Source organism: Sphingomonas kyeonggiensis, assembly GCF_014204495.1.
GTDB classification, from domain to species: Bacteria; Pseudomonadota; Alphaproteobacteria; order Sphingomonadales; family Sphingomonadaceae; genus Sphingomonas; species Sphingomonas kyeonggiensis_A.
Genome location: NZ_JACHLN010000001.1, coordinates 880,048 through 906,397, shown reverse-complemented (window position 1 = coordinate 906,397; position 26,350 = coordinate 880,048). Strand labels below are relative to the sequence as shown.

Annotated in this window: 14 protein-coding genes and 1 tRNA gene; 11 read left to right on the top strand and 4 right to left on the bottom strand. The window is 67.3% G+C overall.

The window, feature by feature from the left end; genetic code table 11:
* Window positions 1-23 precede the first annotated feature (23 nt).
* Together HNP52_RS04365 and HNP52_RS04360 are read right to left on the bottom strand one after the other, a co-directional pair.
* Window positions 24-7,262, bottom strand: a complete 7,239-nt coding sequence (locus HNP52_RS04365) for a hypothetical protein (protein WP_184162962.1) — start codon at window positions 7,260-7,262, stop codon at window positions 24-26.
* A 444-nt stretch (window positions 7,263-7,706) separates the two neighbouring features.
* A tRNA-Gln gene (locus HNP52_RS04360) sits at window positions 7,707-7,780 on the bottom strand.
* Between the two features lie 239 nt (window positions 7,781-8,019).
* On the opposite strand from HNP52_RS04360, the gene HNP52_RS04355 reads away from it, so the two are divergent.
* Together HNP52_RS04355 and HNP52_RS04350 are read left to right on the top strand one after the other, a co-directional pair.
* Window positions 8,020-9,018 (top strand): Ppx/GppA phosphatase family protein, encoded by a 999-nt coding sequence (locus HNP52_RS04355; RefSeq protein ID WP_260395907.1) that lies wholly within the window; start codon window positions 8,020-8,022, stop codon window positions 9,016-9,018.
* Entirely contained in the window at window positions 9,015-9,698 is a 684-nt protein-coding gene (locus HNP52_RS04350; RefSeq protein WP_184162956.1) for an RlmE family RNA methyltransferase, read from the top strand. The genes HNP52_RS04355 and HNP52_RS04350 overlap by 4 nt, the downstream gene beginning before the upstream one ends.
* 102 nt (window positions 9,699-9,800) lie before the next feature.
* On the opposite strand, the gene rpoZ is transcribed toward HNP52_RS04350, so the two are convergent.
* On the bottom strand, window positions 9,801-10,145 hold the full coding sequence (rpoZ, locus tag HNP52_RS04345; RefSeq protein WP_184162953.1) for a DNA-directed RNA polymerase subunit omega: 345 nt from the start codon (window positions 10,143-10,145) through the stop codon (window positions 9,801-9,803).
* 207 nt (window positions 10,146-10,352) lie between these two features.
* Here rpoZ and HNP52_RS04340 point away from each other — a divergent pair, with 207 nt between their 5' ends.
* The gene (locus tag HNP52_RS04340) at window positions 10,353-11,522 is read left to right on the top strand and encodes a phosphatidylserine/phosphatidylglycerophosphate/cardiolipin synthase family protein (RefSeq protein ID WP_184162950.1); all 1,170 of its coding nucleotides are present in this window, start codon (window positions 10,353-10,355) and stop codon (window positions 11,520-11,522) included.
* 332 nt (window positions 11,523-11,854) lie between these two features.
* On the opposite strand, the gene HNP52_RS04335 is transcribed toward HNP52_RS04340, so the two are convergent.
* Complete coding sequence (locus HNP52_RS04335; RefSeq protein WP_184162949.1) at window positions 11,855-12,316, bottom strand: Lrp/AsnC family transcriptional regulator; 462 nt, start codon at window positions 12,314-12,316, stop codon at window positions 11,855-11,857.
* Window positions 12,317-12,414: 98 nt separating this feature from the next.
* On the opposite strand from HNP52_RS04335, the gene putA reads away from it, so the two are divergent.
* From putA to gltB, 8 genes are all read left to right on the top strand, one after another.
* Window positions 12,415-16,002: a trifunctional transcriptional regulator/proline dehydrogenase/L-glutamate gamma-semialdehyde dehydrogenase gene (putA, locus tag HNP52_RS04330; protein ID WP_184162946.1), complete on the top strand. Its 3,588-nt coding sequence runs from the start codon at window positions 12,415-12,417 to the stop codon at window positions 16,000-16,002.
* Window positions 16,003-16,114: 112 nt separating this feature from the next.
* The gene (locus tag HNP52_RS04325; protein WP_184165013.1) at window positions 16,115-17,023 is read left to right on the top strand and encodes a formylglycine-generating enzyme family protein; all 909 of its coding nucleotides are present in this window, start codon (window positions 16,115-16,117) and stop codon (window positions 17,021-17,023) included.
* Window positions 17,024-17,149: 126 nt separating this feature from the next.
* Window positions 17,150-18,070: a complex I NDUFA9 subunit family protein gene (locus HNP52_RS04320; RefSeq protein ID WP_184162942.1), complete on the top strand. Its 921-nt coding sequence runs from the start codon at window positions 17,150-17,152 to the stop codon at window positions 18,068-18,070.
* A 44-nt stretch (window positions 18,071-18,114) separates the two neighbouring features.
* The gene (locus tag HNP52_RS04315) at window positions 18,115-18,921 is read left to right on the top strand and encodes an undecaprenyl-diphosphate phosphatase (RefSeq protein WP_184162939.1); all 807 of its coding nucleotides are present in this window, start codon (window positions 18,115-18,117) and stop codon (window positions 18,919-18,921) included.
* Window positions 18,922-19,044: 123 nt separating this feature from the next.
* A complete protein-coding gene (locus HNP52_RS04310) occupies window positions 19,045-20,481 on the top strand; it encodes an NAD(P)-dependent oxidoreductase (RefSeq protein ID WP_184162936.1) in 1,437 nt (478 codons plus the stop codon).
* Between the two features lie 13 nt (window positions 20,482-20,494).
* Entirely contained in the window at window positions 20,495-21,187 is a 693-nt protein-coding gene (locus tag HNP52_RS04305; protein ID WP_184162933.1) for a DUF2059 domain-containing protein, read from the top strand.
* Window positions 21,184-21,834, top strand: a complete 651-nt coding sequence (locus HNP52_RS04300) for a hypothetical protein (protein WP_184162930.1) — start codon at window positions 21,184-21,186, stop codon at window positions 21,832-21,834. Before HNP52_RS04305 ends, HNP52_RS04300 begins: the two co-directional genes overlap by 4 nt.
* Window positions 21,831-26,348, top strand: coding sequence for a glutamate synthase large subunit (gltB, locus tag HNP52_RS04295; protein WP_184162928.1), 4,518 nt, complete (start codon window positions 21,831-21,833; stop codon window positions 26,346-26,348). The genes HNP52_RS04300 and gltB overlap by 4 nt, the downstream gene beginning before the upstream one ends.
* The last annotated feature ends 2 nt before the right edge of the window (window positions 26,349-26,350 follow it).

The following is a 26,350-nucleotide window of genomic DNA, read 5'->3' as shown; positions in this document are numbered from 1 at the left end:
ATGCCGCGTGAACGCGTCGCGGATCAGAAGCGGATCGAGAGCCCTCCGGTGAAGCTCTGGCGCTTGGTACCGGAGAATTCGACGGTGTAGCCGCCCTGCACGCGCACGCCCGGCGTGACGTCCAGCCCAAGCCCCAGTGCGGCCCGGCCTGCGGTCGCCTTCCGCTCGACGCCAAAGGCGTACATGCCTTCGGTCGTGTCCTGCAGCCCACCCCAGGTGGATAGGGTCCCGCTGCCGAGCCGCTGCTGCACACCGAGTTCGGCATAGGGCGTGATCCCGACGCCGCCGGCCTGGAAGCTGCCCGAAACGGCGAGCGAGGCGCGGCCGAACAGGCTGTTCTTGTTGAGCCGTGTGACATTGAGCGCGAAGCCATTGCCGCCCTGCTCGCTCAGCCCCTCGCGTCCGGCATGGATGTAGATCAGGTCGGCCCGCGGGGTGACGGCCAGCTTGCCGAAGCGAAGCTGGTAGTCGACGCCCGCCGCTGCGAGCCAGCTCTTCAGATTGTAGCTCGACTTGGCGGCGGTCGGGGCCGCGAGCAGCTGGCGCTTCGTTTCCGCCGTACCGCTGCTCAGCGCCGCGACACCGTGCAGCCCGAAGCCGCCCAGTCGCGCATCGGCGAAGATGCCGCCCGAGAGTTGGTCCCATTCGGTCTTCGCACCAAGATAGGCCATGGTCTGCCGGCTGGTGCCGCCGCCGAAGAAGGCGCCAACCTGGATATCCTCATCAAAGCCATAGCCGAACCCGCCCTGGAAACCGTGGCTCGAGCCATGGGTCTTCACGGCGCCCGTGTAGGAATCGCCGTCCACATCCGCGGTGCCGCCGGTGAAGCGGCCAAAGGCGAAGAAGCCACGGCGCCCGGCATTGGCTGCGCTGTCTGCGGACACGGTGTCGAACAGCGACAGGCTGTTCTCGATGCCGAGCTGGATGACCGAGGCATAGGCTTCCGGTGTCAACTGGGCGAAGGCCTGCTGGTCCACGCTGCCGGTTGCGCTGACCAGCGCCGGCAGCGCCGCCGTATAGGCCTGCACGCTCTTGCCCGCTCCCAGCGTCGCATTGGCGTAGGCGATGCTCGCGCGGGTGTTGAGCGGATAGGCGTCGCTGTTCTGGAACTCGCTCTGCAGCTGCAGCCGGTTGCCGTTGACGACAACGAAGCCGAAGATGTCGTTCGACTTGTTGATCGTCGTGAAACGGCCCGTGATGCCGCCCTGCGCAACCACCAGATCGAGTCGCGCGCCCGGTGCGTTGCGGAGCGTGCCGGTGATGTCGATCCCGGCGCCATTGGCGATGACCAGCTTGCCCGAGATGTTGAGCAGGTCGCTTGCCGTCGGCGAGAGCTCAAGCAGCAGGTTCGAGCCGCTGGAGAAAAGCACGTCGCCATTCACTGTCATCGTGCCCGGCGACGCGCCCGGGGAAAGGGTGCCGTCGACCAGGATGTTGCCGTTCACCGTGCCGGCGGTGCCGAAAGTGGCGCCACGGGCGATCAGGACGCCGCTGGTCGCGGTGATCACGCTGCCCGCCTGTCCGATCAGCCGCCCTCCGGTGAGGGTGATCGCTGCCCAGCTGCTGGTGCCGGTGGTCGAGATCACGCCACCATCGACGTTGAGCGCCTCGAAGCCGGTATAGGCATTGGGATCGAGCAGCGTCGGCGCCGCATAGGTGCCGCTGGTGTTGAAGGTCAGCGTGTCGGTGCCGTCCCCACCGTTCCGCGAGCCGCTGATCGTGCCCGCGCCGGAAATGGTCAGGAAGTCATGACCCGCGCCCAGGTCGAGATTGCCTTCGATCCGGCCGGAGACGGTTACGATGTCGCGGTTCGCGCCACCGGCCACGTTGGCGGTGAGGGTGTTGCCCGCCGTCACGTTGAACACGCCGCCATCGATACCGACGCCGTTGGCGAAACTGGCATTCTGGTCGATCCTCAACTCGCCCGAGATGCCGCCCGACGCTTCCAGTCGCTCGAAGCTGGTCTGATGTACGGAGCTGAGCAGGCGAACCGTATTGTCGGCCTGATGCAGCACGAGCGTGTCATTGCCTGCGCCGCCATCCACGCCGCCGGCCACGGTCGCGCCGGCGCCCAGCGTGAAGCGATTGTCCGCCCCGTCGAAGGTGACGCCGGTCGCGGTGCTGAGCCGGGTGTTGGCGCCCAGTTCGAAATTGCCGCCGGCCACGGTCACCGAATCGAAGCTGTAGTCGCCGCCGGTGAGCGCCAGGGATCCGGCGCCCTCGGAGATCAGCTTCTCGAACGAGACGATCTGCGATGCCACCACGGTGCGGCTGTCCGCCGTGCCGGACTGGACGCGCAGGGTGTCACTACCCGCGCCGCCATCGACCCTGCCCTGGAACTGCACGCCGGCCGCGATGATGAGCTCGTTGTCGGTGCCGCCGGTGAAGTTCACCCGCTGGTTGGCGCCCAGGTCTCCGGCCAGCGTCAGCGGCGCGGTGCCGGAGATATTCGCCACCTCGAAGCCGAACATGCCGGCGATCGACGAGGCGCCGTCGAGCGTCAGGTTGAGCGTATCAGTGCCCGCGCCGCCATCGAGCGCACCCTGGAGCAGGCCCGACAGGTGCATGGTCAGGCTGTCGTCCCCGCCGCCCAGCGAGACGCCGCCCGTCAGCCTGCCGTCGATCGTGACCAGCTGGCTGTCGTCGCTGCCAATGACATTGGCGACCGAGCCGTTGGTGCCGGAAAGCACCAGGTTCGCGCTCTCCAGGATCTCGATATTGTGATAGGTCTGGCCGTGGTCGAGGTTCACCGTCAGCGTGCCCGGGCCATAGACGCCGAACGAATTGAAGTTGGTGACCGAGCCCGGAATGCTGCCGTCCGCGCCGGCGAGGTTGAAGATGAAGGTGTTGTTCCCCGTGCCGCCGTCGATCGTGCCGGTGACCGTGCTGCCCGAGCGGGCGATATAGCGGTCGTCGCCGTCGCCGAGCAGTACGTCGCCGTGGATCGTGCCGGCATTGTTCACCGTATCGTCACCGCCGCCGAGATTGACCGAACCGTTCAGCGTGGCGCCCGCGGCAAGGCCGAGCCTGTCGACCTGCGCATTGCCGAGTACCGGCGCGGTGAGCGTCGCGCCGCCGGCAATGTTCAGGTTGCCGCCTTCGAGCAGAACCTGCTGGTAGGTCGCGTCCTTGTCGACCACCAGCGCGCCCGTGCCTGAAGTCGACAGTTGCTGGAAATTGGTGAAGGTGCCGGCTGTGCTCAGGTTGCGGCTGTTGTTGGCATCGAGCTCGAAGGCGAGCGTGTTGGTGCCGCCACCACCATCGACCGGGCTGCCGACCGTGCCGGTGCCGTGCAGCGTCAGGCGATTGTCGCCGGCGCCGAAATGCACGCCGTCCGTCGCGGTGAGCGAGGCCCCGTTTCCGATCGAGAGGTTGCCCTCAACCTGCGCGGTCTGGAAATGATAGGCTTCGCCCTGGAGCGAGAGCGTGCCTGCACCACCGGCCACCAGCTTTTCGAACGAAGTGAGCTGTCCTGCCACGATCGTGCGGCTGCTCGCCGTGCCGGTGTTGATCTCCAGCGTGTCGGTGCCATCGCCGCCATTGGCGCTGCCTTCGAACACTGCGCCGGTGTCGATGATGAAGTGGCTGTCCGCGCCGTCGAAGTTCATCTGCTGGCCTGCGCCGAGATGCCCGGTGAGCGTCAGCGGCGCGGCGCCCGCGGCATTGACGATCTCGAAGCCGAACAGGTCGTTGATCGACGCGGCTCCGGTCAGGTTGAGGTTGAGCGTGTCGGTGCCCGAGCCGCCGTCCAGCGCGCCGCGCAGCACGCCGGAAAGCGCGATCGACAGCGTATCGTCACCCCCGCCCAGCGACACGCCGCCGGTGAAATCGGCATCCTGGATCGTCACCACCTGCGCGGTGTCGTCGCCCTTGATCAGGTCGACCGCGCCGGTTCCGTCGAGCAGGGTGAGGTTCGCCTGCTCCCACAGTTCGATCGTCTCGTAATTGCGGTCGAGGCCGAGGGTAAGGGTCCCGGGACCATAAGCCCCGAACGACTCGAAATTGGTGAAGCCGCCGGGGATCGAGCCGCTGTTGCCGTGCATCCGGAAGACGAACGTGTCGGTACCGTCGCCACCGTCGATCGCGCCGGTGACCAGACCGCCACCAAGTGCCTCGTAGCGGTCGTTGCCGGCGCCAAGGTTCAGGTTGCCATGGATGGTGCCCGAGTTGACGACATTGTCGTCGCCATTGCCCATGTCGACGTCGAAGCCGATCGTGCCGCTGTTGACGAGCGTATCATCGCCGCCGCCCAGCGCGACGCCACCGGTGATCGTGCCGTTGTTGGTCAGCGATTCAACGCTGTCCGCGCCGGCATTGTCGAAGGTGTAGCCAGTGCTGCCCGAGGCCGAGCCGATCGTGTCCCCGGCATCGATCCGCAGCGCGATGTCGCTCAGGCGCATCGACATCTGGTCGATCGAACCGAAGATCGAGACCGAGCCGGTGCCGAAGCTGTTCTGCTGCCTGGTCAGCCCCTCGAAATTGCGGAACTGGCTCATGTCGAGCTTCTTGGCATCGCTGCCGGTCAGGTCGACCGCGATCCCGTCGATGCCGTCGCCGCCATCGACGCTGCCGATGATCACGGCGCCCGAGCCGGTGACATAATAGTCGTGGCCGCTGCCGAGATCGACCGTGCCGTTGAGCGTGCCGTAATTGGTGAGGGAATCCCCGAGATCGCCCAGGTGGATGCTGCCGATGATCGTGCCGCGATTGGTGATCAGATCGGTGGAGTTCCGGGTGTGGATCGCACCGGCGATGGTCCGCTCGCCGTCATCGAGCAGGCGGATAGTGGCCAGATAATCGTCCTCGCCCAGCGTATAGCCGCTGCCTCCACGGATCGTGCCGCGATTGTCGAGCGTGAAGGTCGCTTCCAGGTCGTTGCCGCCATTGACGCCGATCGCGACGCCTTCGGCGCCGACCTCGATCGTGCCCAGATTGACGGCATTGGCATCACCGCCCTGGGTCGCCGCAGCGAAATCGAACAGCACGCCATAGGAGATCATCGTGCCCATTTCGTCATCCGCGATCGCGCCTGAGCCACCGCTGATCGTGCCGCGATTGGTCAGCGAGGCGGCGGTGCGCGGACGCGGGCCGTCGCTGCCGGTAGCCAGACGGACGCCACCGCCGGCGGCGTTGGTGCCGCGTATGATGCTGTCGTTGACCACTTCCATCTTGTGCCCGGACAGCAAGAGACCCGAATAACCCTGGCCGGTGGCTTCGAGCGTGCCGCTATTGGTCACGCGCATCAGATAATTGGCGCCCAAGCCGTAATCCATGCGGCTCTGCACCGCGAGCGCGTACTGGGCGTCACCGGTCGGGCCGACATGGCCCGTGGTACGGATCGTGCCCGAATTGACGATGTCGCCCATCAGTTCGGTCGTCGCCTGGTTCTCGAACAGGACCAGCGCAGCCGATTCATAGCTGCTGCTGTTCTCGATAAGGCCGGTGTTGGTGAACTGGAAAGTCGATCCACTCCCCTTGGCAAAGGCACTGACCAGGACTGCGAGCGGGGTCTCGGCTCGGATCGAGCCTTCGTTGCGGAAGCTGGCCAGGTTCTCCGCGTAGACACCGATATTCTCGCTGGACCGGATGCTGCCCTGGTTGATGAAGTCGATATTGCTGCCGACGCCCGCGATATCGCGGATCCACGCGCCGAAGCCGTCGGTGTCGATGTTGGCGCTGTTCACCACGGTGCCGTCACCAATGGCCATCAGGCCATTGCCGAGCGTCTCCGCGCTCGCGAAGGTGACAACCGTATCCGCGCCATTCGCCTCGACGCCGTGCATCTCGAAATTGATGATGCCGGGCTGGCTCAGGATCGCATTGCTGGCGGTGTAGGTCGCCGAGGCGCCGAACGACTTGCCATAGCCGTCGATCCCATAGCCGCCGTCGATCTGGCCGTTCACCCCGTTGGTGGCGCCGGTGTAGAGGAACATGCTCTCGCCGGAGTCGAACTGGACATCGCCTTCGATGCTGCCCGAATTCACCAGGACGTCGGTGGCATAGCCCGTGCTCTGATAGGCGAGCTTGTCGGTTGGGGCGAGCGAAGGTGCGAAAGGGATGTAGCGCGTGCCCCCAACGATCACGCCCGCCTGCGAGCCGCCATTGGCGAACTGCCTGACCGCGTTGCGGGTGACCAGCACCTGGCCCTCGTTGCGGATCGTGGCATCGACCACCGATTCGAGCCGGCCGACATTCTCGATATAATTCTCGCCCTCGCTGGCGAGCACCGCGCTGCCGCTGGCGAGCACGATGCCGAGACCGCCGCTCGCCACGCCGTTGCGCGTGCTGTTCTCGGTGAGCGTGTTGTAGAGCTTGCCGCCGATGAGCTCGATGCCGATGCCGCCAGCGGTCGTGCCGCCATTCACCGAGCCCACCGTGATCCTGGTCGAATTGAAGACCCGTCCGCTGCTCCGGATCAGCCGGACATCCCCGACGCTTGCGTTGGTCGAGGCGACAGTGGAGTTAGCTTCCAGGAAGATGTCGGCGGTTCCACCGGCGATGCCGAGGCCTTGCTGGAAGCGCACGCGGGCGCTGTCGATCAGTCGGAGCTCCTGGGCATAGGCAACATCGACAAGGCCTGTAGCCGAGTGGCGCCCGTCCATGTCGGCGGCGATCACGACCGTCAGCAGTCCGTCGCCATCGCCGCCCTGCTGGGCCAGGGTGGAGCCGGGCTCGACATGGATCGCCTTCTGATCGGTTGCGGCGGCACCGCCCTGATCCTGGGCGTCGAGGCTGGCGCCGATGAAGATCGTGCCGTCGCCTGCAAGCCGCACAGGCTCGTGATTGAGCTTCATCTTCGCATTAGTGCCGGGCGGATCCGAACGCGAGCGATTCTCGAGCCGCAGCTCCGTGTCGTTGCCCGAGGCTTCATAGACGATGCCGCCGTCGAACGGGGTGCCGTCCGCGGTGACGAACTGCCGGCTCGTGCCGCTCGCCGGCGTGGTGAAGATCAGATTCGCGGTCCGGCTGCCGGTTGCGCGCAGCCAGATGGTGTCGAGGCCGCCGGCATCGGTGACCGTGCCGGTGACGAGGCCGCTCAGGTCGAGCACACCGGTATTCGCGTTGACACGGCCGATATCGGCTACGACCCGGTCGTCGCCGGCACCCAGATGCACTTCGCGCGGCGCCTGGCCTTCCTCAAGGATCACCGGCTCGGTGCTCTGGGCGTGCGCGGTCCCGGCCAGGATGAGCGGCAGCAGCGCACTGCCCAGGAGGAGCCCCGCGCGACCCTGAAACCGGCGCGCGGACGTGCGATTCTTCAAGCTGTGGGTCGATTTCACGAGATAAGCCCCTCTTTACTGGTTCGGATGGCCGGGCGCGGACACGGCGCGGCGGTGTTTCCGGTGGGGGCTCGGGCGCGATGCGGCCCGCATTTTGCGACATAGCCGGCTATTCAGAAGACCAAGTCGGTCATTAAGCGAATTTTGCGACGAGTAGGGCAAAGCGCATTTCAGAAGATGCAAGATGCCGGCAGAGGGGTATGCCGAATCCAGCCAAGGCTAGCGGAAGTATTCTAAGTCTTGGCTATGGATATATAAGAATAATGAATAGCCATATCGGCGGAGATGCCGAAATATCCTTGAGGGCTGTTTGTTGGCCTCGGATCTATTCTGCTGCTCTCGGAGCACTGCATGTGCTTCCGTCGGCACCGATGCAATCGGATGCGGGGCGCATTCTCGCGCAAGATCTTCATTCAGAAGGAAAATTGGATGCCCCGTGAGGATTCGAACCTCAATTGACGGAGTCAGAGTCCGTAGTCTTACCTTTAGACGACGGGGCATCACGCGGCATCACTGCCGGCAGGCGGGGCGCAATACGGTGCTGATCCGGCGCTGTCAACGGCCCCGGTACCGTCGGCTTCTTGCTCCCGCCTTCGCTCTCCGCTAGCCTCGCTTTCAAGCACCGGCGGCAGAAAAGCCGTGACGGAACAGAACATAAGCGAGTGATATGATGGGGGATGGCACTGCCAAGATGCCCCGCGGCCGTGGCTCCGGAAAAATCCGGAGGGCACCGCCGCCGATGGAGCGGCCCCGGGAACGCCCGGTGCGCGGCCGACCGGGAGAAGCGCGCCACTATGCGGCGCTCGACCTGGGCACCAATAATTGCCGGCTGTTGATCGCGCGTCCGCAAGGGGCGGGCTTCGCGGTCGTCGATGCCTTTTCGCGAATCGTCCGGCTGGGCGAGGGGCTGGCGACCAGCGGCAAGCTGTCCGATGCGGCGATCGAGCGCACGATCGCGGCGCTGCGCATCTGCGCCGAGAAGCTCAAGCGCCGCCATGTGATCCTCGCGCGATCGGTGGCGACCGAGGCGTGCCGCCAGGCCTCGAACGGATCGGCGTTCATCGAGCGCGTCTATCGCGAGACCGGCATCGCGCTCGACATCATCACCGCCGAGGAAGAGGCGCGGCTCGCCGTGCTCGGCTGCCATGCGCTGCTCGAGCCCGGCGACGGCCCGGCCTTGGTGTTCGACATCGGCGGCGGCTCGACCGAGCTGGTGCTGGTCGATTCGCGCGGCGGCGACGTGCCGCGCATCCTCGACTGGCACAGCGCGCCCTGGGGCGTGGTCTCGCTTACCGAGGCCTCGGGCAGCGCCGAGACCGCCGAGGATCGCGCCGCGCTCTATGCGAGCATGCGCGCGCGGGTGGCGGAGAGCTTCGCGCCTTTCGCCAGCCGGTTGCGCACCCCGCGTGGCACCCGGCGGCTGCTCGGTACCTCGGGCACCGTCACCACGCTCGCCAGCGTGCATCTGGGGCTTGCGGCCTATGATCGCTCGGTGGTCGACGGCCTGATCGTGCCCGCGCCGGCGATGCGCGAGGTGAGCCAGCGAATCTCGGGTATGAGCATGGCCGAGCGCAGCCAGGTGCCGTGCATCGGCTCGGAACGCGCGGACCTGGTCGTTGCCGGCTGCGCGATTCTCGAAACGATCCTCGACCTTTGGCCCGCGGAGCGGCTAGGGATCGCCGACCGCGGCATTCGCGAGGGCATCCTCCGCCGCCTGATCAACGGGAGAATCTTGTGAGCAGAGGCGGCGCACGCGGCCATACGCGCGTATTGACGGCGCGCAAGCGCACCGCGCAATCGACGCGCTGGCTCGAGCGCCAGCTCAACGATCCGTACGTCAAGCGCGCCAAGGCCGAGGGCTATCGCAGCCGCGCGGCCTACAAGCTGATAGAGCTCGACGAGAAGTTCGGGTTCCTCAAGGGCAAGAAGCGCGTGCTCGATCTTGGCCTGGCGCCGGGTGGCTGGAGCCAGGTGGTGCGGCGGCGTCTGCCCAAGGCGCCGCTTGTCGGCATCGACCTGCTGCCCGTCGATCCGATCGACGGCGCTATCATCCTCCAGATGGACTTCATGGACGATGCCGCGCCCGACCGGCTGATCGAGGAGCTGGGCGGCAACCCCGATCTCATCATCTCGGACATGGCGGCCAACACCGTCGGCCATCCCCAGACCGATGCGCTGCGGACGATGGGCCTGGTCGAAGCCGCGTTCGACTTCGCGATCCAGGTGCTCGAGCCGGGCGGTGACTTTGTCGCCAAGGTGTTCGCCGGCGGTGCCGATTCGCAGTTCGTCGCCGCGATGAAGCGCAGCTTCGCCACCGTGAAGCACGCCAAGCCGCCGTCGAGCCGCAAGGGCTCGGTGGAATGGTTCGTGGTGGCGCAGGGCTTCAAGGGACGGAAGGCGGAAGCGGACGAGGGGTAAGTCCCGTCGGCCTCGTCGGGGCCGGTCCGTTTAATCGAACCGCCAAAGCAAAAGGGCCGGAGTTGCCCCCGGCCCCTTGCTTTTGTTCAGCGATTCGTCGGCTCAGCCGTCGTAGTCGCCGCCCAGATTCTGGTTGCGCGGCGGCGCCGCGGCGGTGAGGCGGAGCGCTTCGGCCGATGCGGCGATCGAGCCGACTTCGTCCGGGGCTTCCTCGTCGTCGATCTGGACGCGCTGCAGGCTCGACACCACGGCTTCCTCGAGGTGCGTCGGGCGCACGGTCTCTTCGGCGATTTCGCGCAGTGCGACGACCGGGTTTTTATCGCGGTCGCGATCGAGGGTCAGCTCGGCGCCGCCCGAGATCTGGCGGGCACGCTGCGCCGCGAACAGCACGAGATCGAAACGGTTGGGAACCTTGTCGACGCAATCTTCGACAGTGACGCGCGCCATCTACGCTTCCTTGAAAAACGGAGTGTCCGGGAAAGGCGGCGATCTAGGGCCTGGCTGTGGAAAAGTCAAGAAAATGGGCTTGCGGCCCCGGGGTGCCGAACCGAATCGGGTGCGGCGCGTTGGGAACGCTATCGCAACGTTCAGTGGAACCGCATGGAAGCGCTCGCCCCCCTTGCCCCCGTCCCGCCGCTCCCGCATCACGGCCCGATGGAATTTTCCCAGCCGAGCTTCGAGGTCGAGGGCAACCGGCTGACGCTGCTGCCCGACGGGCCCGAGCGGCTGGAAGCGCTGCTCGACCTGATGCGCCGCGCCGAACGCTCGCTGCGCGTGCTCTATTACATCTATGTCGATGACGAGGCCGGCGCCGCGGTGCGCCAGGCGCTGATCGACGCGGCGGCGCGGGGGGTGCGCGTCAGCCTGATCGTCGACGGACTGGGCAGCGAGCATGCCCAGAGCCGGCGCTTCTTCGATCCGCTGCACGCGGCCGGGGTGGATGTGTGCCGCTTCGTCCCGCGCTGGGGGCGGCGCTACCTGCTGCGCAACCACCAGAAGCTGGCGCTGGCCGATGAAGAGCGCGTCATCGTCGGCGGGTTCAACATCGAAGACAGCTATTTCGGGACGATCGACGAAGCGGCGTGGCGCGACCTCGGCCTGGTGGTCGAGGGGCTGGCGGCGCGGCGGCTGGTCGGCTATTTCGATTCGCTGTCGAACTGGGCCAAGCAGCCCCGGCCGTCGCTGCGCCGGCTCGGCCGCACGCTGCGTGCCTGGAGCGAGCCCGAGGGCAAGACCCGCTGGCTGCTCGGCGGGCCGATGCGGCGGCTCTCGCCCTGGGCGCGGGTGGTCAAGCGCGACATGGAGCAGGCCAGGTCGATCGACATCATTGCCGCCTATTTCGCGCCCAACCCGGCGATGCTCCGCCGGCTCGACCGGGCGGGCAAGCGCGGGCAGGTGCGGCTGGTGCTGCCCTCCAAGCTCGATCACGGCGCGGCGATCTGGGCGGCGCGCTTCACCTATGCGGGCCTGCTGCGCAAGCGCGTGCAGATCTACGAGTACCAGCCGACCAAGCTGCACGCGAAGCTGTTCCTGATCGACGATGTCGTGAACATCGGCTCGGCCAATTTCGACATCCGATCGATGTTCCTCAACCTCGAGCTGATGTTCCGGATCGAGGACAAGGCCTTCGCCGGCTATATCCGCGGCTTCATCGATGGCGAAATCGCGCAGTCCGAGCGGATCACGCCGGAGCTCTACAAGGCGCGCACCGGCCCCTGGACGCGGATCAAGCAGGCGGCGGCGTATTTCGTGATGGCGGTGCTCGACTATAACGTCACGCGGCGGCTGAATTTCGGGCCGGATGGCCGCCGGCCTTTGGGGTAGGATTGGCTGTTCCCCGGCGAAAGCCGGGGTCCAGGGTCGCAAGCGATTCGGCAAAGAAACCCTGGGCCCCGGCTTTCGCCGGGGAACAGAAGAGTTGAGCGTCGCACTTGTTTTGCGCCAACAGGTGCCCGACCCAGACTCGCGAAAGTACACAAAGTACAGACCAAGAGCAGTTTTTTCGGGCCGTTATTTGCCCTGTTTTCTCGGAAGCGCGCTGCGTCTCGAAAGATTGTTGCGCGTATGGGATCCTATTTGCCTGACGGTTCAAAGAGCGGCCGGCCATGGTGCCGGCAGCGCGAGCCAAGCAGGCGAAATCCTACATTGCAAGCGGCTCAGTCCTTCACCGTCTCCATCGCGACATAGGTGGAGGTGCTGGCGACATGGGGCAGGCTGGAGATCTTCTCGCCGAGCACGATCCGGTAGCGGCGGATATCGGCGGTGCGGACCTTGAGCAGATAGTCGAAATTGCTCGCCAGCATGTGGCATTCCTCGACTTCGGGGATGCGGCGAACGGCGGCGTTGAACTCCTGCAGCGCCTTTTCGCGGGTATCGGCCAGCTTCACTTCGGTGAAGGCGATATGATCGAGGCCGAGCCGGGCGGGATCGATGATCGCGCGGAAGCCGCGGATCACGCCGCTGTCGGTCAGCCGCTTCAGGCGGACCTGCGCCGGGGTCTTGGACAGTCCCACCCTTTTGGCGAGTTCGGTGACGGTCATCCGGCCATCTTCGGCCAAAGCGGCGAGAATCTTGCGGTCGAACTCGTCCAATTCGACTGCGGGGGCAGGCCTTTTCATGATTTCCGCCTAGCAGATGGCCGATAATATGGCGATCCTGCCTGTGAAGTGGCGCTGATAAGTCGGATCGACCTGCGCGAAGCGATTATATTGGGCGCATGACCCAGCCCGCGCCCTTCGCCGCCTTCGCTCCGCCCGTTCGCGAGCAGACCCCGCTCCGCCAGGCAATCACCGCCGCCTATCGGCGTGACGAGGCGGAGGCGCTGGCCCCGCTGATTGCGGCGGCGACGCTCGACGAGGGCACGCGGTCGGCGATCCGCACGACGGCAACGCAGCTGGTCACCGGCCTGCGCGCCCGCAAGCGCAGCGGCGCGGTCGAATCGCTGGTGCAGGAATATGCGCTGTCGAGCGAGGAAGGCGTGGCGCTGATGTGCCTGGCCGAGGCGCTGCTACGCATTCCCGACGATGCAACCCGCGACGCGCTGATCCGCGACAAGCTCGCCGATGGCGACTGGCGCGCGCATCTCGGCGGCAAGTCGCTGTTCGTCAACGCGGCGACCTGGGCGCTGGTGGTGACGGGCAAGCTGGTCGACAGCGCCGACGATCGCGGGCTGGGCGCCGCGCTGATGCGCGTGGTTGCGCGCGCCGGCGAGCCGGTGATCCGCAAGGCGATCGATCTGGCGATGCGGATGATGGGCGAGCAGTTCGTCACCGGCGAGACGATCGCGGAGGCATTGAAGCGCGCCCGGCACGAAGAGGCGAAGGGCTTCCGCTACAGCTATGACATGCTCGGCGAAGCGGCGACCACCGGCGCCGATGCCGAGCGCTATTACCGCGATTACGAGAATGCCATCCATGCGATCGGCAAGGCGTCCGCCGGGCGCGGCATCTATGAAGGGCCTGGCATCTCGATCAAGCTCTCGGCGCTGCATCCGCGCTATGCCCGTGCGCAGGTCGACCGGGTGATGGGCGAGCTGCTGCCGCGCGTGAAGACGCTGGCGGCGCTGGCCCGGCACTATGACATCGGCCTCAACATCGATGCCGAGGAAGCCGACCGGCTCGAACTGTCGCTCGACCTGCTCGAGAGCCTGGCGCTCGATCCGGACCTGGCCGGCTGGGACGGGCTCGGCTTTGTCGTTCAAGCATACGGGAAACGCTGCCCCTTCGTGCTCGACTGGATCATCGATCTGGCCGGGCGGGCGAACCGCCGGATCATGGTGCGGCTGGTCAAGGGCGCCTATTGGGATGCCGAGATCAAGCGCGCCCAGGTCGACGGGCTGCCGGGCTTCCCGGTCTATACCCGCAAGCTCCACACCGACGTCGCCTATGTGGCGTGCGCGCGGAAGCTGCTGGCGGCGACCGACCGGATCTTTCCGCAATTCGCCACGCACAACGCCCAGACGCTGGCGACGATCTATGAACTGGCCGGGCCGGACTTTGCGGTGGGCAAGTATGAGTTCCAGTGCCTGCACGGCATGGGCGAACCGCTGTACGAACAGGTGGTGGGCAGCGCGAAGCTCGACCGCCCGTGCCGCATCTATGCGCCGGTCGGCACGCATGAGACCTTGCTTGCCTATCTGGTCCGCCGCCTGCTGGAGAATGGCGCCAATTCGTCCTTCGTGAACCGGATCGCCGATCCGGAGATCCCGGTTTCCGAGCTGGTCGCCGATCCGGTCGAGCAGGTGCTGGCGATGGCGAAGCCGGGTGCGCCGCACGACCAGATCGCGCTGCCGCATGCGCTCTATCCCGATCGCCGCAACTCGGACGGGCTCGACCTGAGCGATGAAGATGTGCTGGCGGCGCTTAGCGAGGCGCTGCGCGAGAGTGCCGCGATCGACTGGCGTTCGGCGTCGGCGGATGGCCTGGGCACAGCGCGCACGGTGCTCAATCCGGCCGATCATCGCGACGAAGTCGGGGTGGTAATCGAGGTTTCGCCCGAGGCGGCGACGGCGGCTGTTGCGCGTGCGGCTGGGTCGAACTGGGCCGCCACGCCAGTTGCCGAGCGTGCCGCGATGCTGGAGCGCGCCGCCGATGCGATGCAGGCGCGGATGCCGGTGCTGCTCGGGCTGATCGTGCGCGAGGCGGGCAAGTCGTTGCCCAATGCGATCGCCGAAGTGCGCGAGGCGATCGACTTCCTGCGCTATTATGCGGCGCAGGCGCGGGCGACCTTCGGGGCCGCGCAGGTGCCGCTCGGCCCGGTGGTGTGCATCAGCCCGTGGAACTTCCCGCTGGCGATCTTCACCGGCCAGGTTGCCGCGGCTCTGGTCGCGGGCAATCCGGTGCTCGCCAAGCCGGCCGAGGAGACGCCGCTGATCGCCGCCCAGGCAGTCGCGCTGCTCCATGACGCGGGCGTGCCCCCGGACGCGCTGCAGCTCGTGCCGGGCGATGGCCCGATCGGCGCGGCGCTGGTCGGCGCGGCGGAGACGGCGGGGGTGATGTTCACCGGTTCGACCGAAGTCGCGCGGCTGATCCAGCGCCAGCTTGCCACGCGGCTGTCAGCGGCCGGCAAGCCGATCCCGCTGGTCGCCGAGACGGGCGGGCAGAATGCGATGATCGTCGACAGCTCGGCGCTGGCCGAGCAGGTGGTGGCGGACGTCATCGCCTCGGCGTTCGACAGCGCCGGGCAGCGCTGCTCGGCGCTGCGCATCCTCTGCCTGCAGGAGGAAGTCGCCGACCGCACGCTGGCGATGCTCAAGGGCGCGCTCAAGGAACTGCGCATCGGGCGGACCGACGTGCTCAATGTCGATACCGGCCCGGTGATCACTGCCGAGGCGCGGAGCAATATCGAGAATCATATCGCCCGGATGCGGTCGCGCGGGCACCGGATCGAGCAGCAGGACCTGCCGGCCGCCGCGGGGCACGGCACCTTCGTGCCGCCGACGATCATCGAGATCGATGCCATCGCCGATGTCGAGCGCGAGGTGTTCGGCCCGGTGCTGCACGTGCTGCGCTATCGTCGCGACGACCTGGGCGCGCTGATCGATGCGATCAACGCGACCGGCTATGGCCTCACCTTCGGTCTGCACACCCGGCTCGACGAGACGGTCGCCGAAGTCACCGCGCGCGTGAAGGCGGGCAATCTCTATGTGAACCGCAACGTGATCGGCGCGATCGTCGGCGTGCAGCCCTTCGGCGGGCGCGGGCTTTCGGGCACCGGGCCCAAGGCTGGCGGGCCGTTGTACCTTGGCCGGATGATCGCGGATGCGCCGGTCGCGGTCGAATCGGCCAGTGCGGCGCCGGCGCCGCTCGCCGGGTTCATCGGCTGGCTCGATGCGCGGGGCGAGGACAAGGCGGCGGCAATCGCGCGGCGTTATGGCGCGGAATCGGCGCTGGGCATGGAGCGCGAGCTGCCGGGGCCGGTGGGCGAGCGCAACCTCTATGCGCTGCATCCGCGCGGCCGGCTGCTGCTGCGCGCGGCGACGCTGGCGGGACTGTACGAGCAGATGGCGGCGGTGCTGGCCACCGGCAATCGCGGGACGATCGAGGGCGTGGCGTTGCCGCAGGGCTTGCCGGCGGATGTCGCCGCTGCCTTTGCGCCCGATGCCGCCGAGCCGCTTGCCGCCGCGCTGGTCGAGGGCGAGGCCGGTGCGCTGGCGGCAGAGCTGGCCGGGCGCGATGGGCCGATCGTCTCGCTCTTCGCAGCGGGGGCCTCGGGCTATCCGCTCGACCTGCTGCTCGAGGAAGTGTCGATCTCGATCAACACCACCGCGGCCGGCGGCAATGCCAGCCTGATGACGATCGGCTGATCGACGGGCGGCTGACACGCGGGCTTGATCGGCGGGGCGGCGGGCCCGCATAGGAAGGGCGATGAAGAAGGTCGCGCCTCGCTCCGCCGCCCGCCCGGTCTCGCACCAAGGCATGAAGCTGATCCCCGGCGGCAGCTTCACCATGGGATCGGAGCAATTCTACGAGGAGGAGCGTCCGCTCCGCCGGGTGCGGGTGGACAGCTTCTGGATCGACGAGGCGCTGGTCACCAATGCGCAGTTCGCCGAGTTCGTCGCGGCAACGGGGTACCGGACCTTTGTCGAGAAGGCGCCCGATCCGAAGGACTATCCGGGGATGGACCCGGCGCTGGCGGTGGCGGGTTCGCTGGTGTTCCAGCGCACGCCCCAGCCGGTGTCGCTCGACGATCATGGCCAGTGGTGGGCGTTCGTGCCCGGTGCCGACTGGCGGCATCCAACCGGGCCGGACAGCAGCATCGCGGGGATCGAGGACCATCCGGTCGTCCATGTCGCGTTCGAGGATGCCGATGCCTATGCCAAATGGGCGGGCAAGGCGCTGCCGACCGAGGCCGAATGGGAGTTCGCGGCGCGCGGCGGGCTGGTCGACAAGGAATATGCCTGGGGCGACGTGCTGGCGCCGGACGGCGCGATCCTCGCCAATTACTGGCAGGGCATGTTCCCCTTCGCGACGCTCAAGCCCGACGACCAGTATCGCACGACGGCGGTGGGCAGCTTCCCGGCCAATGGCTATGGCCTGTCCGACATGATCGGCAATGTCTGGGAGTGGACGCGCGACTGGTATGGCGCACCGCAGCCGGGCAAGGGCAGCTGCTGCGAGGCGGTGAACCCGCGCGGCGCCACGATCGGCGACAGTTTCGAGTCGCATGCGCCGGGATCGAAGATCGGGCGGCGGGTGCTCAAGGGCGGCTCGCATCTGTGCGCGGTCAATTATTGCCAGCGCTACCGTCCGGCGGCGCGCCATCCGCAGCAGATCGACAGCGCGACCAGCCATATCGGCTTTCGCTGCGTTTCGCGGAAAGTCTAGGCCACCGCCGGTCGCAGGCACGGCCCACCCAAACCATGTGGTGCTTGCCTCCCCGCCCGGTGCGGGGCATGGGATAGGGGTCTGCCGCGAGGCATATTCTACAAGGCGGGAAGCCGGGAAAAGGGCATGAAGGACAAACTCGTAGTGCTGATCGGCGGCGGCGGTTTCGTCGGCCGCTATGTCGCCCAGGAACTGCTTGCCGCGGGCGCCCGGGTGCGCATCGCGCAGCGCCGTCCGCGCGACGCCTGGTTCCTCAAGCCGCTCGGCGATCTCGGCCAGACCCAGTTCGTCGCCGCCGATGTGACCCGGCCCGATACGGTTGCCGCCGCGGTTGCCGGGGCGGATGCGGTCATCAACCTGGTCGGCGTGCTCAAGGGCGATTTCGACGCCGTCAACGCCGGTGGCGCGCGCAATGTCGCCGAAGCCGCCAAGGCGGCCGGGGTGGGGACGCTGATCCATTTCTCCGCGCTGGGCGCTGAGGCCGATTCCGCCTCCGCCTATGGCCGGACCAAGGCGGCGGGCGAGGCGGCGGTGCGCCAGGCGTTTCCGGACGCGATCCTCCTGCGCCCGTCCTTCATCTTCGGCCGCGAAGACCAGTTCACCAATCGCTTCGCCGCGATGGTCGGCATGGGGCCGGTGGTGCCGGTGCTGCGCGCGGACGTGCGCTTCCAGCCGGTCTATGTCGTCGACGTCGCCAGGGCAGTCGCCGCCGCGCTCGCCGATCCGGAAGCGCATGCGGGCAAGACCTATGCGCTGGCCGGTGCAGACACGCTGACCATGGCGGGCCTGTTCCGCTGGCTGGCCGGGGCGACCGGCCACAACCCGACCTTTGCCGAGCTGCCCGATCCGATCGGCGCGCTGATCGCGGCGCTGCCGGGCACGCCGATCACACGCGACCAGTGGCGCATGCTCCAGGCGGACAATGTCGCGGGCGACCTGCCCGGGCTCGCCGCGCTGGGCGTGGTGCCGACGCCGCTCGCCACCGCCGCGCCGGCCTGGCTGGTGCGCTACCGGCGCCATGGCCGCTTCGGCAAGCTCGCCGCCTGACCCTTTCTATCCGCGCCCGTCGGCGCATCGGAGCCTGATCTCGCATGAGCGAAACCCTCGTTGCGATCCTCCTCGGCATTGTCGAGGGGATCACCGAATTCCTGCCGGTCTCGTCGACCGGGCACCTGATCCTCGCTTCCGAGCTGATGGGCTATGATTCCGCGACCTGGGGGATGTTCAACGTCGTCATCCAGCTCGGTGCGATCCTGGCGGTGGTCGTGCTCTACTGGCGGACCTTCTGGGCGGTGGCCGAAGGGCTCATCAAGCTGAACCCGGTCTCGATCCGCTTCGTGCGCAACCTGCTGATCGCCTTCATCCCGGCAGCGGTGATCGGCCTCGCGCTTCACAAGCATATCGAGGCGCTGCTCGGCCAGCCCATGGTGGTGGCCTGGGCGCTGGTGATCGGCGGCATCGCCATCCTGGCGATCGAGCGGCTGGCGAAGACCGCCACGATCCACGGCATCGCCGAGATCCCGCTGGTCCGCACGATCGGCATCGGCTTCATCCAGTGCATCGCGATGATCCCGGGCGTGAGCCGCTCGGGCGCGACGATCATGGGCGCGCTCAGCCTGGGCGTCGAGCGGCGCACCGCCGCCGAGTTCAGCTTCTTCCTCGCCATCCCGACCATGCTCGGCGCGACCGTGCTCGAGCTTGCCAAGAATCGCGACGCGATCGCATCGGCCCGGGTCGGCTGGGACGAGATCGGGATCGGCTTCGTCACGGCCTTTGTCGTCGCGATCGTGGTCATCAAGCTGTTCGTCGGCATCGTCTCCAAGCACGGCTTCGCGCCCTTTGCCTGGTACCGAATCATCGCCGGTATCGGCGCGATCGCTTGGCTTTCGATGCGATAAGGTCCGGATCGGCCATAAAATGGCGCAATAATCTTTCAATTTTGTGCCGAAACCGCCGAAAAACACAATATAGGTCAGCTTTACTGACTTTTATCGACTCGCTTGCGGCGTTAGGCGCGCTGCATGGCGGAAACGATGCTCAAATTCGTTGGAACGGCGCAGGCTTATCCCGGCAAGCGCGAGGCGGAACTGCGTGCGGAGGATTTCCGCGAGATCGCGGATCGCTATGCGGTGCCCAGCGCCGAGGAACAGTCGAGCCGCTGCTCGCAATGCGGCGTGCCCTATTGCTCGGTGCACTGTCCGCTCCACAACCATATCCCCGACTGGCTGCGCCTGACCGCCGAGGGGCGGCTGCGCGAAGCCTATCAGCTGTCGAACAGCACCTCGACCATGCCCGAGATCTGCGGCCGCATCTGCCCGCAGGACCGGCTGTGCGAAGGCAATTGCGTGATCGAGTTCTCGGGGCATGGTGCGGTCACCATCGGCTCGGTCGAGAAGTTCATCACCGACACCGCCTGGGAAGAAGGCTGGGTGGAGCCGGTCGCGGTCGGCCCGGCGCGCGGCCAGTCGGTGGGCATCATCGGTGCGGGCCCGGCCGGGCTCGCCGCCGCGGAATACCTCCGCGAATATGGCTATGACGTGCACGTCTATGACCGGCATGATCGCGCCGGCGGGCTGCTCACCTATGGCATCCCCGGCTTCAAGCTGGAAAAGCATGTCGTCATGCGCCGCATCGAGCGGCTCGAGCAGGGCGGCGTGGTTTTCCATCTCGGCTTCGAAGTCGGCCGCGAGGCCAATCTCGACGAGCTGCGCAAGCGCCACACCACGCTGCTGATCGCCACCGGCGTCTACAAGGCGCGCGGCATCCAGGCGCCTGGCGTCGGCGCCAAGGGCATCGTCGAGGCGCTCGACTATCTCACCGCGTCGAACCGCAAGGGCTTCGGCGATGCCGTGCCCGCGTTCGACGACGGCAGCCTCGATGCCAATGGCAAGCATGTCGTGGTGATCGGCGGCGGCGATACCGCGATGGACTGCGTGCGCACCGCCGTGCGCCAGGGCGCTGCCTCGGTGAAGTGCCTCTATCGCCGCGACCGTGCCAACATGCCGGGTTCGCAGCGCGAGACCGCCAATGCCGAGGAGGAAGGCGTCGAGTTCGTCTGGCTTTCCGCCCCCGAAGCGTTCGATGGCGTCGACACGGTCACCGGCGTGCGCGCCAGCCGCATGCGCCTTGGTGCGCCCGACGCCTCGGGCCGCCGCGCGCCGGAAGTCGATCCGGGCGGCGCGTTCCAGCTCAAGGCCGATCTCGTCGTCAAGGCGCTCGGCTTCGAGCCCGAGGACCTGCCGCGCCTGTTCGGCGCCGAGGAGCTCGGCGTCACCCGCTGGGGCACGCTGCGCACCGACGGGCGCACGATGATGACCAGCCTCGACGGGGTTTTCGCGGCGGGCGATATTGTCCGCGGCGCGAGTCTCGTCGTCTGGGCGATTCGCGACGGCCGCGATGTCGCGGCGCACATGCATGCCTGGATGCGCGCCCGCGCCGATACCGCGCGGGCTGCCTGAGGAAGTCGTCCCGATGAAGCCCTTGCTTGCCGCCCTTGCCCTTGGTGTCGCCGCCCTCCCGGCCTCGGCCTTTGCCGCCGCGCCGGTTAGCGCACCTGTGGCCGAAGGCGATCTCCAGAAGCTCGTCGCGCTGATGGCGCCCGAGGATTCGATCGGGCGCATCGCCGGCCGCGCCTTCGACCTCGGCATGGACCAGCAACTGGCCGCCGACCCGAAGATGAAGGCGGCCTATGACGCCAATCCCGGGCTGCGCGAGCAGGTCGGCGGGCAGCTGCGCGGCCAGTTCACGCGCATCCTGGTCGCGGCTTTGCCGTCGCTGCGCGGCGAGATCGAGACCATCCTCAAGGCCGAGCTCACCCCGGGCGAGATCGCCGACACGCTGACCTTCTTCGCCAGCCCGACGGGCCAGAAGGTGCGCGCCGAAGTCTATGAGGCGATGGGCAATGCGCCGGGCCAGTCGCCGCAGGAAATGCAGCAGGCGGCGATGGCGGCGGTGATGGCGAAGATGACGCCCGAGGATTATCCGGCGCTGATGGCGTTCGCGGGCAGCACCGCGGCGCAGAAGATGGGCAGCCTCAACCCCAAGATCGCCGCAGCCAGCCAGGCCTGGGCGCTCAAGCTGGTCGCCGCCAATCGCCCGCAGATGGAAGGTTTCGCGACCCGCGCTGCGGCGGAGTATCTGGCGAAGAAGAAGGGCGGCCAGTGAAGGCGTGGCGCCTTGCCGCGACGCTGCTGCTCGCGCCGCTCCTGGCGCCGGCGCCGCTGCTTGCGCAGGGCGTGGCCGAGGCATCGCCCGCTGCCGCGCTCGCGCAGCGTATCGCGAACCTCACCTTCGCGCCCAGTGCCGACGCACGGCAGGCATTTGTCGATTCCTTTGTGAAGAAGTTCGCCGAGGGGCTTGAGAGCGACGCGGGGAGCCGGGCACTTTTCAAGCAGCACCCGGCGGCACGCGATGCGGCGCTGCGCGCGGCGCAGCAGGGCGCCGGCGAGCAATATGATGCGGTCTTCGCACCCGCGCTGACCGATACCGTCGCGACATTCTATCGGGAGCGTTTCTCGCTCGCCGAGCTGGTCGAGATCGAGCGCTATTATGCCAGCCCGCAATCGGCGCGCGTGCTCCGCAGTTTCTCTTCGCCGGGCGGCGGCGCCGAAGTGGCCGCGGCCAAGGCGGATCCCGTGGTGGTGGCCTATCGGGCATCGCCCGTCGGCACGAAGGAACATGCGCTCACCGGGGCGCTGGCGACCGCGGTGGTCAACAACAGCGTCACAACCGGGCAGCGCGTGGCCCAGGCAATTCTTCCCAAGGTGCGGCAGGCAGTACGCACGGCAACGAGCAGTTCGAGGCAGCAATGATCAGCACCCTTTCCACCGAACGTGAGCGGCTGGCTCGCGAGGGCATGTACCGTCCCGAGTTCGAGGGCGATGCCTGCGGCGTTGGCATGGTTGCCGCGACCGACGGCCAGCCCTCGCGCCGCGTCGTCCAGTCGGCGATCGATGCGCTGAAGGCGGTGTGGCACCGCGGCGCGGTCGATGCCGACGGCAAGACCGGCGACGGCGCCGGCCTGCATGTCGATCTGCCGGTGCGCTTCTTCGACGACGCGATCGCCGCGGGCGGGCACCGCGTGCTGCCGAACCGCCTCGCCGTGGGCATGGTGTTCCTGCCGCGCACCGATCTGGGCGCGCAGGAAGCGTGCCGCACGATCGTCGAGTCCGAGATCATCGAGGCGGGCTACACCATCTATGGCTGGCGCCAGGTGCCGGTCGACGTGTCGGTCATCGGCATGAAGGCGCAGGCGACGCGCCCCGAGATCGAGCAGATCATGATCGCCGGCCCGCAGCCGGATGCGATGGATGCCGCCGAGTTCGAGAAGGAACTCTATCTCGTCCGCCGCCGGATCGAGAAGGCGGTGATCGCCGCGCAGATCAGCGGATTCTACATCTGCTCGCTGTCGACCCGCTCGATCATCTACAAGGGGCTGTTCCTCGCCGAGAGCCTGTCGGACTTCTATCCCGACCTCAAGGACGAGCGCTTCACCAGCCGCGTCGCGATCTTCCACCAGCGCTATTCGACCAACACCTTCCCGCAATGGTGGCTGGCCCAGCCGTTCCGTTGTCTTGCCCATAACGGCGAGATCAACACGATCCGCGGCAACAAGAACTGGATGCGCAGCCACGAGATCAAGATGGCGAGCATCGCGTTCGGCGAGCGCTCGGAAGACATCAAGCCGGTGATCCCGGCGGGCGCATCGGACACGGCCGCGCTCGACGCGGTGTTCGAGGCGATCTGCCGCTCGGGCCGCGACGCGCCGACCGCCAAGCTGATGCTGGTGCCCGAGGCGTGGGACGAGACCACGCCCGAGGGGCACCGGGCGATGTACAAGTATCTCGCCTCGGTGATGGAGCCGTGGGATGGCCCGGCCGCGCTGGCGATGACCGATGGCCGCTGGGCGGTTGCCGGTGTCGACCGCAACGCGCTGCGTCCGCTGCGCTACACCCAGACCAGCGACGGCCTGCTGATCGTCGGCTCCGAGACCGGCATGGTCCAGATCCCCGAATCGACCGTCGTCGCCAAGGGCCGGATGGGCCCGGGCCAGATGATCGCCGTCGATCTCGACCAGGGCGTGCTGCTCTTTGACAAGGCGATCAAGGACCAGGTCGCCGGCGAGCACGACTATGCCGGGATGATCGGCGAGTTCATGACCGTGGGCGACCTGCCCGAGCCCGAGGTTGCGCCACTGCGCTTCGATCGCGCCGAGCTGACGCGCCGCCAGGTTGCGGCAGGGCAGACGCTCGAGGACATGGAGCTGATCCTTGCTCCGATGGTCGAGACCGCCAAGGAAGCGATCGGCTCGATGGGCGACGACACGCCGCTGGCGGTGATCTCGGACAAGCCGCGGCTGATCAGCCAGTTTTTCCGCCAGAATTTCAGCCAGGTCACCAACCCGCCGATCGACAGCCTTCGCGAGCGCCAGGTGATGACGCTCAAGACGCGTTTCGGGAATCTCGCCAACATCCTCGACGCCGATGGCGGCGGCTCGAAGGTGCTGGTGCTCGAAAGCCCGGTGCTGACCAATGGCGACTGGGAGCGGCTGCGCGGCCATTTCGGCAGCCAGTCGGCCGAAATCGACTGCACCTTCCCGGCGGGCGGCAGCCCCGAGGACCTGCGCGAGGCTATCAAGCGCATCCGCTATGAGGCCGAGCAGGCGGTCCGAGCCGGTTGCACCGAGCTGTTCCTGACCGACGAGCATGTCTCGGCCGATCGTGCGGCGATCGCCGGCGTGCTGGCGGCGGCGGCGGTGCACACGCATCTCGTCCGCCGGGGTCTGCGCTCCTATGCCAGCGTCAATGTCCGCTCGGCCGAGTGCCTCGACACGCATTATTATGCGGTGCTGATCGGCGTCGGCGCGACGACGGTGAACGCCTATCTGACCGAGGCCTCGATCGCCGATCGCCATGCCCGCGGCCTGTTCGGCGACATCGGCATCGAGGAGTGCCTGAAGCGCCACCGCAAGGCGATCGACGAGGGCCTGCTCAAGATCATGTCGAAGATGGGGATCGCGGTGATCTCCTCCTATCGCGGCGGCTACAATTTCGAGGCGGTCGGCCTCAGCCGCGCGCTGGTCAACGATCTGTTCCCGGGCATGCCCGCCAAGATCTCGGGCGAGGGCTATGCCTCGCTCCACCTCTCGGCGATGATGCGCCACGAGCTGGCCTATGACCGCGGCGCCGCGACGCTGCCGATCGGTGGCTTCTATCGCCAGCGCCACGGCGGGGAGACGCATGCCTATTCGGCGCAGCTGATGCACCTGTTGCAGACGGCGGTGTCGACCGACAGCTACTCGTCCTACATGGCCTTCTCGCGCGGGGTGCGCGACCTGCCGCCAGTCTATCTGCGCGACCTGCTTGAGTTCAACTTCCCGAACGAAGGCGTGCCGATCGACCAGGTCGAGGCGATCACCGAGATCCGCAAGCGCTTCGTCACGCCGGGCATGTCGCTGGGCGCGCTCAGCCCCGAAGCGCATGAGACGCTGGCGATCGCGATGAACCGCATCGGCGCCAAGGCGGTGTCGGGCGAGGGCGGCGAGGACAAGGCGCGCTACACGCCGTACGAGAATGGCGACAATGCCAACTCGACGATCAAGCAGATCGCCTCGGGCCGGTTCGGCGTCACCGCCGAATATCTCAACGCCTGCGACGAGATCGAGATCAAGGTCGCCCAGGGCGCCAAGCCCGGTGAGGGCGGCCAGCTGCCCGGCTTCAAGGTCACCGAGTTCATCGCCAAGCTGCGCCATGCGACGCCGGGGGTCACGCTGATCTCGCCGCCGCCGCACCACGACATCTATTCGATCGAGGATCTGGCGCAGCTCATCTACGACCTGAAGATGATCAACCCGCGGGCGCGGGTCTGCGTCAAGCTGGTCAGCTCGGCGGGCATCGGCACCGTGGCGGCGGGCGTCGCCAAGGCGCATGCCGATGTCATCCTGGTCGCCGGCCATGTCGGCGGCACCGGCGCTTCGCCGCAGACTTCGGTCAAGTACGCCGGCACGCCCTGGGAAATGGGCCTGACCGAAGTCAACCAGACGCTGACGCTCAACGGCCTGCGCGGCCGGGTGAAGCTGCGCACCGATGGCGGCCTCAAGACCGGCCGCGACATTGTCGTCGCCGCGATCCTGGGCGCCGAGGAGTTCGGCATCGGCACGCTGTCGCTGGTCGCGATGGGCTGCATCATGGTCCGCCAGTGCCACTCGAACACCTGCCCGGTGGGCGTGTGCACCCAGGACGAGAAGCTGCGCCAGAAGTTCGTCGGCACCCCGGAGAAGGTCATCAACCTGATGACCTTCATCGCCGAGGAAGTCCGCGAGATCCTCGCGCGGCTGGGCTTCAAGAGCCTCGACGAAGTGATCGGCCGCACCGAGCTGCTCCGCCAGGTCAGCCGCGGCGCCGAGCATCTCGACGATCTCGATCTCAATCCGATCCTCGCCAAGGTCGATGCCGACGATGCCGAGCGCCGCTTCAGCCTGTCGACCTTCCGCAACGAAGTCCCCGACAGCCTCGATGCGCAGATGATCAAGGACGCCGCCCCGGTCTTCGCGCGCCGCGAGAAGATGCAGCTGACCTATAATGTGCGGAACACCCACCGCGCCGTCGGCACCCGGCTCTCGTCCGAGATTACCCGCCTCTACGGCATGTCGACGCTGGCCGACGGGCATGTCCATGTCCGCCTGCGCGGCTCGGCCGGCCAGTCGCTCGGCGCCTTCCTGTGCAAGGGTGTGACGCTCGAAGTGTTCGGCGACAGCAACGACTATGTCGGCAAGGGCCTGTCGGGCGGCACCATCGTGGTGCGGCCGCTGGTCAGCTCGCCGGTGGAGAGCTGGAAGAACACGATCATCGGCAACACCGTCCTCTACGGCGCGACCAGCGGCAAGCTGTTCGCCGCCGGCCAGGCGGGCGAGCGCTTCGCGGTGCGCAATTCGGGCGCCGAAGTGGTGGTCGAGGGCTGCGGCGCGAACGGCTGCGAGTACATGACCGGCGGCACCGCGGTGCTGCTCGGCGATGTCGGCATGAACTTCGGCGCGGGCATGACCGGCGGCATGGCCTTCGTCTATGATCCGGACGACAGCTTCGCCTCGCGCGCCAATCCGGAAAGCATCGTCTGGCAGCGCCTGTCCTCCGCGCATTGGGAAGCCAGGTTGCGCGCGCTGGTCGAGGCGCATGTCGCCGCGACCGACAGCAAATGGGCCGCCGGACTGCTCGAGGACTGGGACCGTGTGCTCGGCAGCTTCTGGCAGGTCGTGCCGAAGGAAATGCTGACTCGCCTGCCGGTGCCGCTCAACGACGACACCGCCGAAGCCGTGGCGGCGGAATGACG

What these genes read in the sequence shown, in the direction of transcription:
- HNP52_RS04355 (WP_260395907.1), top strand. Translation starts at nt 8,020, where the DNA reads ATGGAGCGGCCCCGGGAACGCCCGGTGCGCGGCCGACCGGGAGAAGCG.
- rpoZ (WP_184162953.1), bottom strand. Translation starts at nt 10,145, where the DNA reads ATGGCGCGCGTCACTGTCGAAGATTGCGTCGACAAGGTTCCCAACCGT.
- gltB (WP_184162928.1), top strand. Translation starts at nt 21,831, where the DNA reads ATGATCAGCACCCTTTCCACCGAACGTGAGCGGCTGGCTCGCGAGGGC.
- HNP52_RS04315 (WP_184162939.1), top strand. Translation starts at nt 18,115, where the DNA reads ATGAGCGAAACCCTCGTTGCGATCCTCCTCGGCATTGTCGAGGGGATC.
- HNP52_RS04325 (WP_184165013.1), top strand. Translation starts at nt 16,115, where the DNA reads ATGAAGCTGATCCCCGGCGGCAGCTTCACCATGGGATCGGAGCAATTC.
- HNP52_RS04340 (WP_184162950.1), top strand. Translation starts at nt 10,353, where the DNA reads ATGGAATTTTCCCAGCCGAGCTTCGAGGTCGAGGGCAACCGGCTGACG.
- HNP52_RS04335 (WP_184162949.1), bottom strand. Translation starts at nt 12,316, where the DNA reads ATGAAAAGGCCTGCCCCCGCAGTCGAATTGGACGAGTTCGACCGCAAG.
- putA (WP_184162946.1), top strand. Translation starts at nt 12,415, where the DNA reads ATGACCCAGCCCGCGCCCTTCGCCGCCTTCGCTCCGCCCGTTCGCGAG.
- HNP52_RS04310 (WP_184162936.1), top strand. Translation starts at nt 19,045, where the DNA reads ATGGCGGAAACGATGCTCAAATTCGTTGGAACGGCGCAGGCTTATCCC.
- HNP52_RS04305 (WP_184162933.1), top strand. Translation starts at nt 20,495, where the DNA reads ATGAAGCCCTTGCTTGCCGCCCTTGCCCTTGGTGTCGCCGCCCTCCCG.
- HNP52_RS04320 (WP_184162942.1), top strand. Translation starts at nt 17,150, where the DNA reads ATGAAGGACAAACTCGTAGTGCTGATCGGCGGCGGCGGTTTCGTCGGC.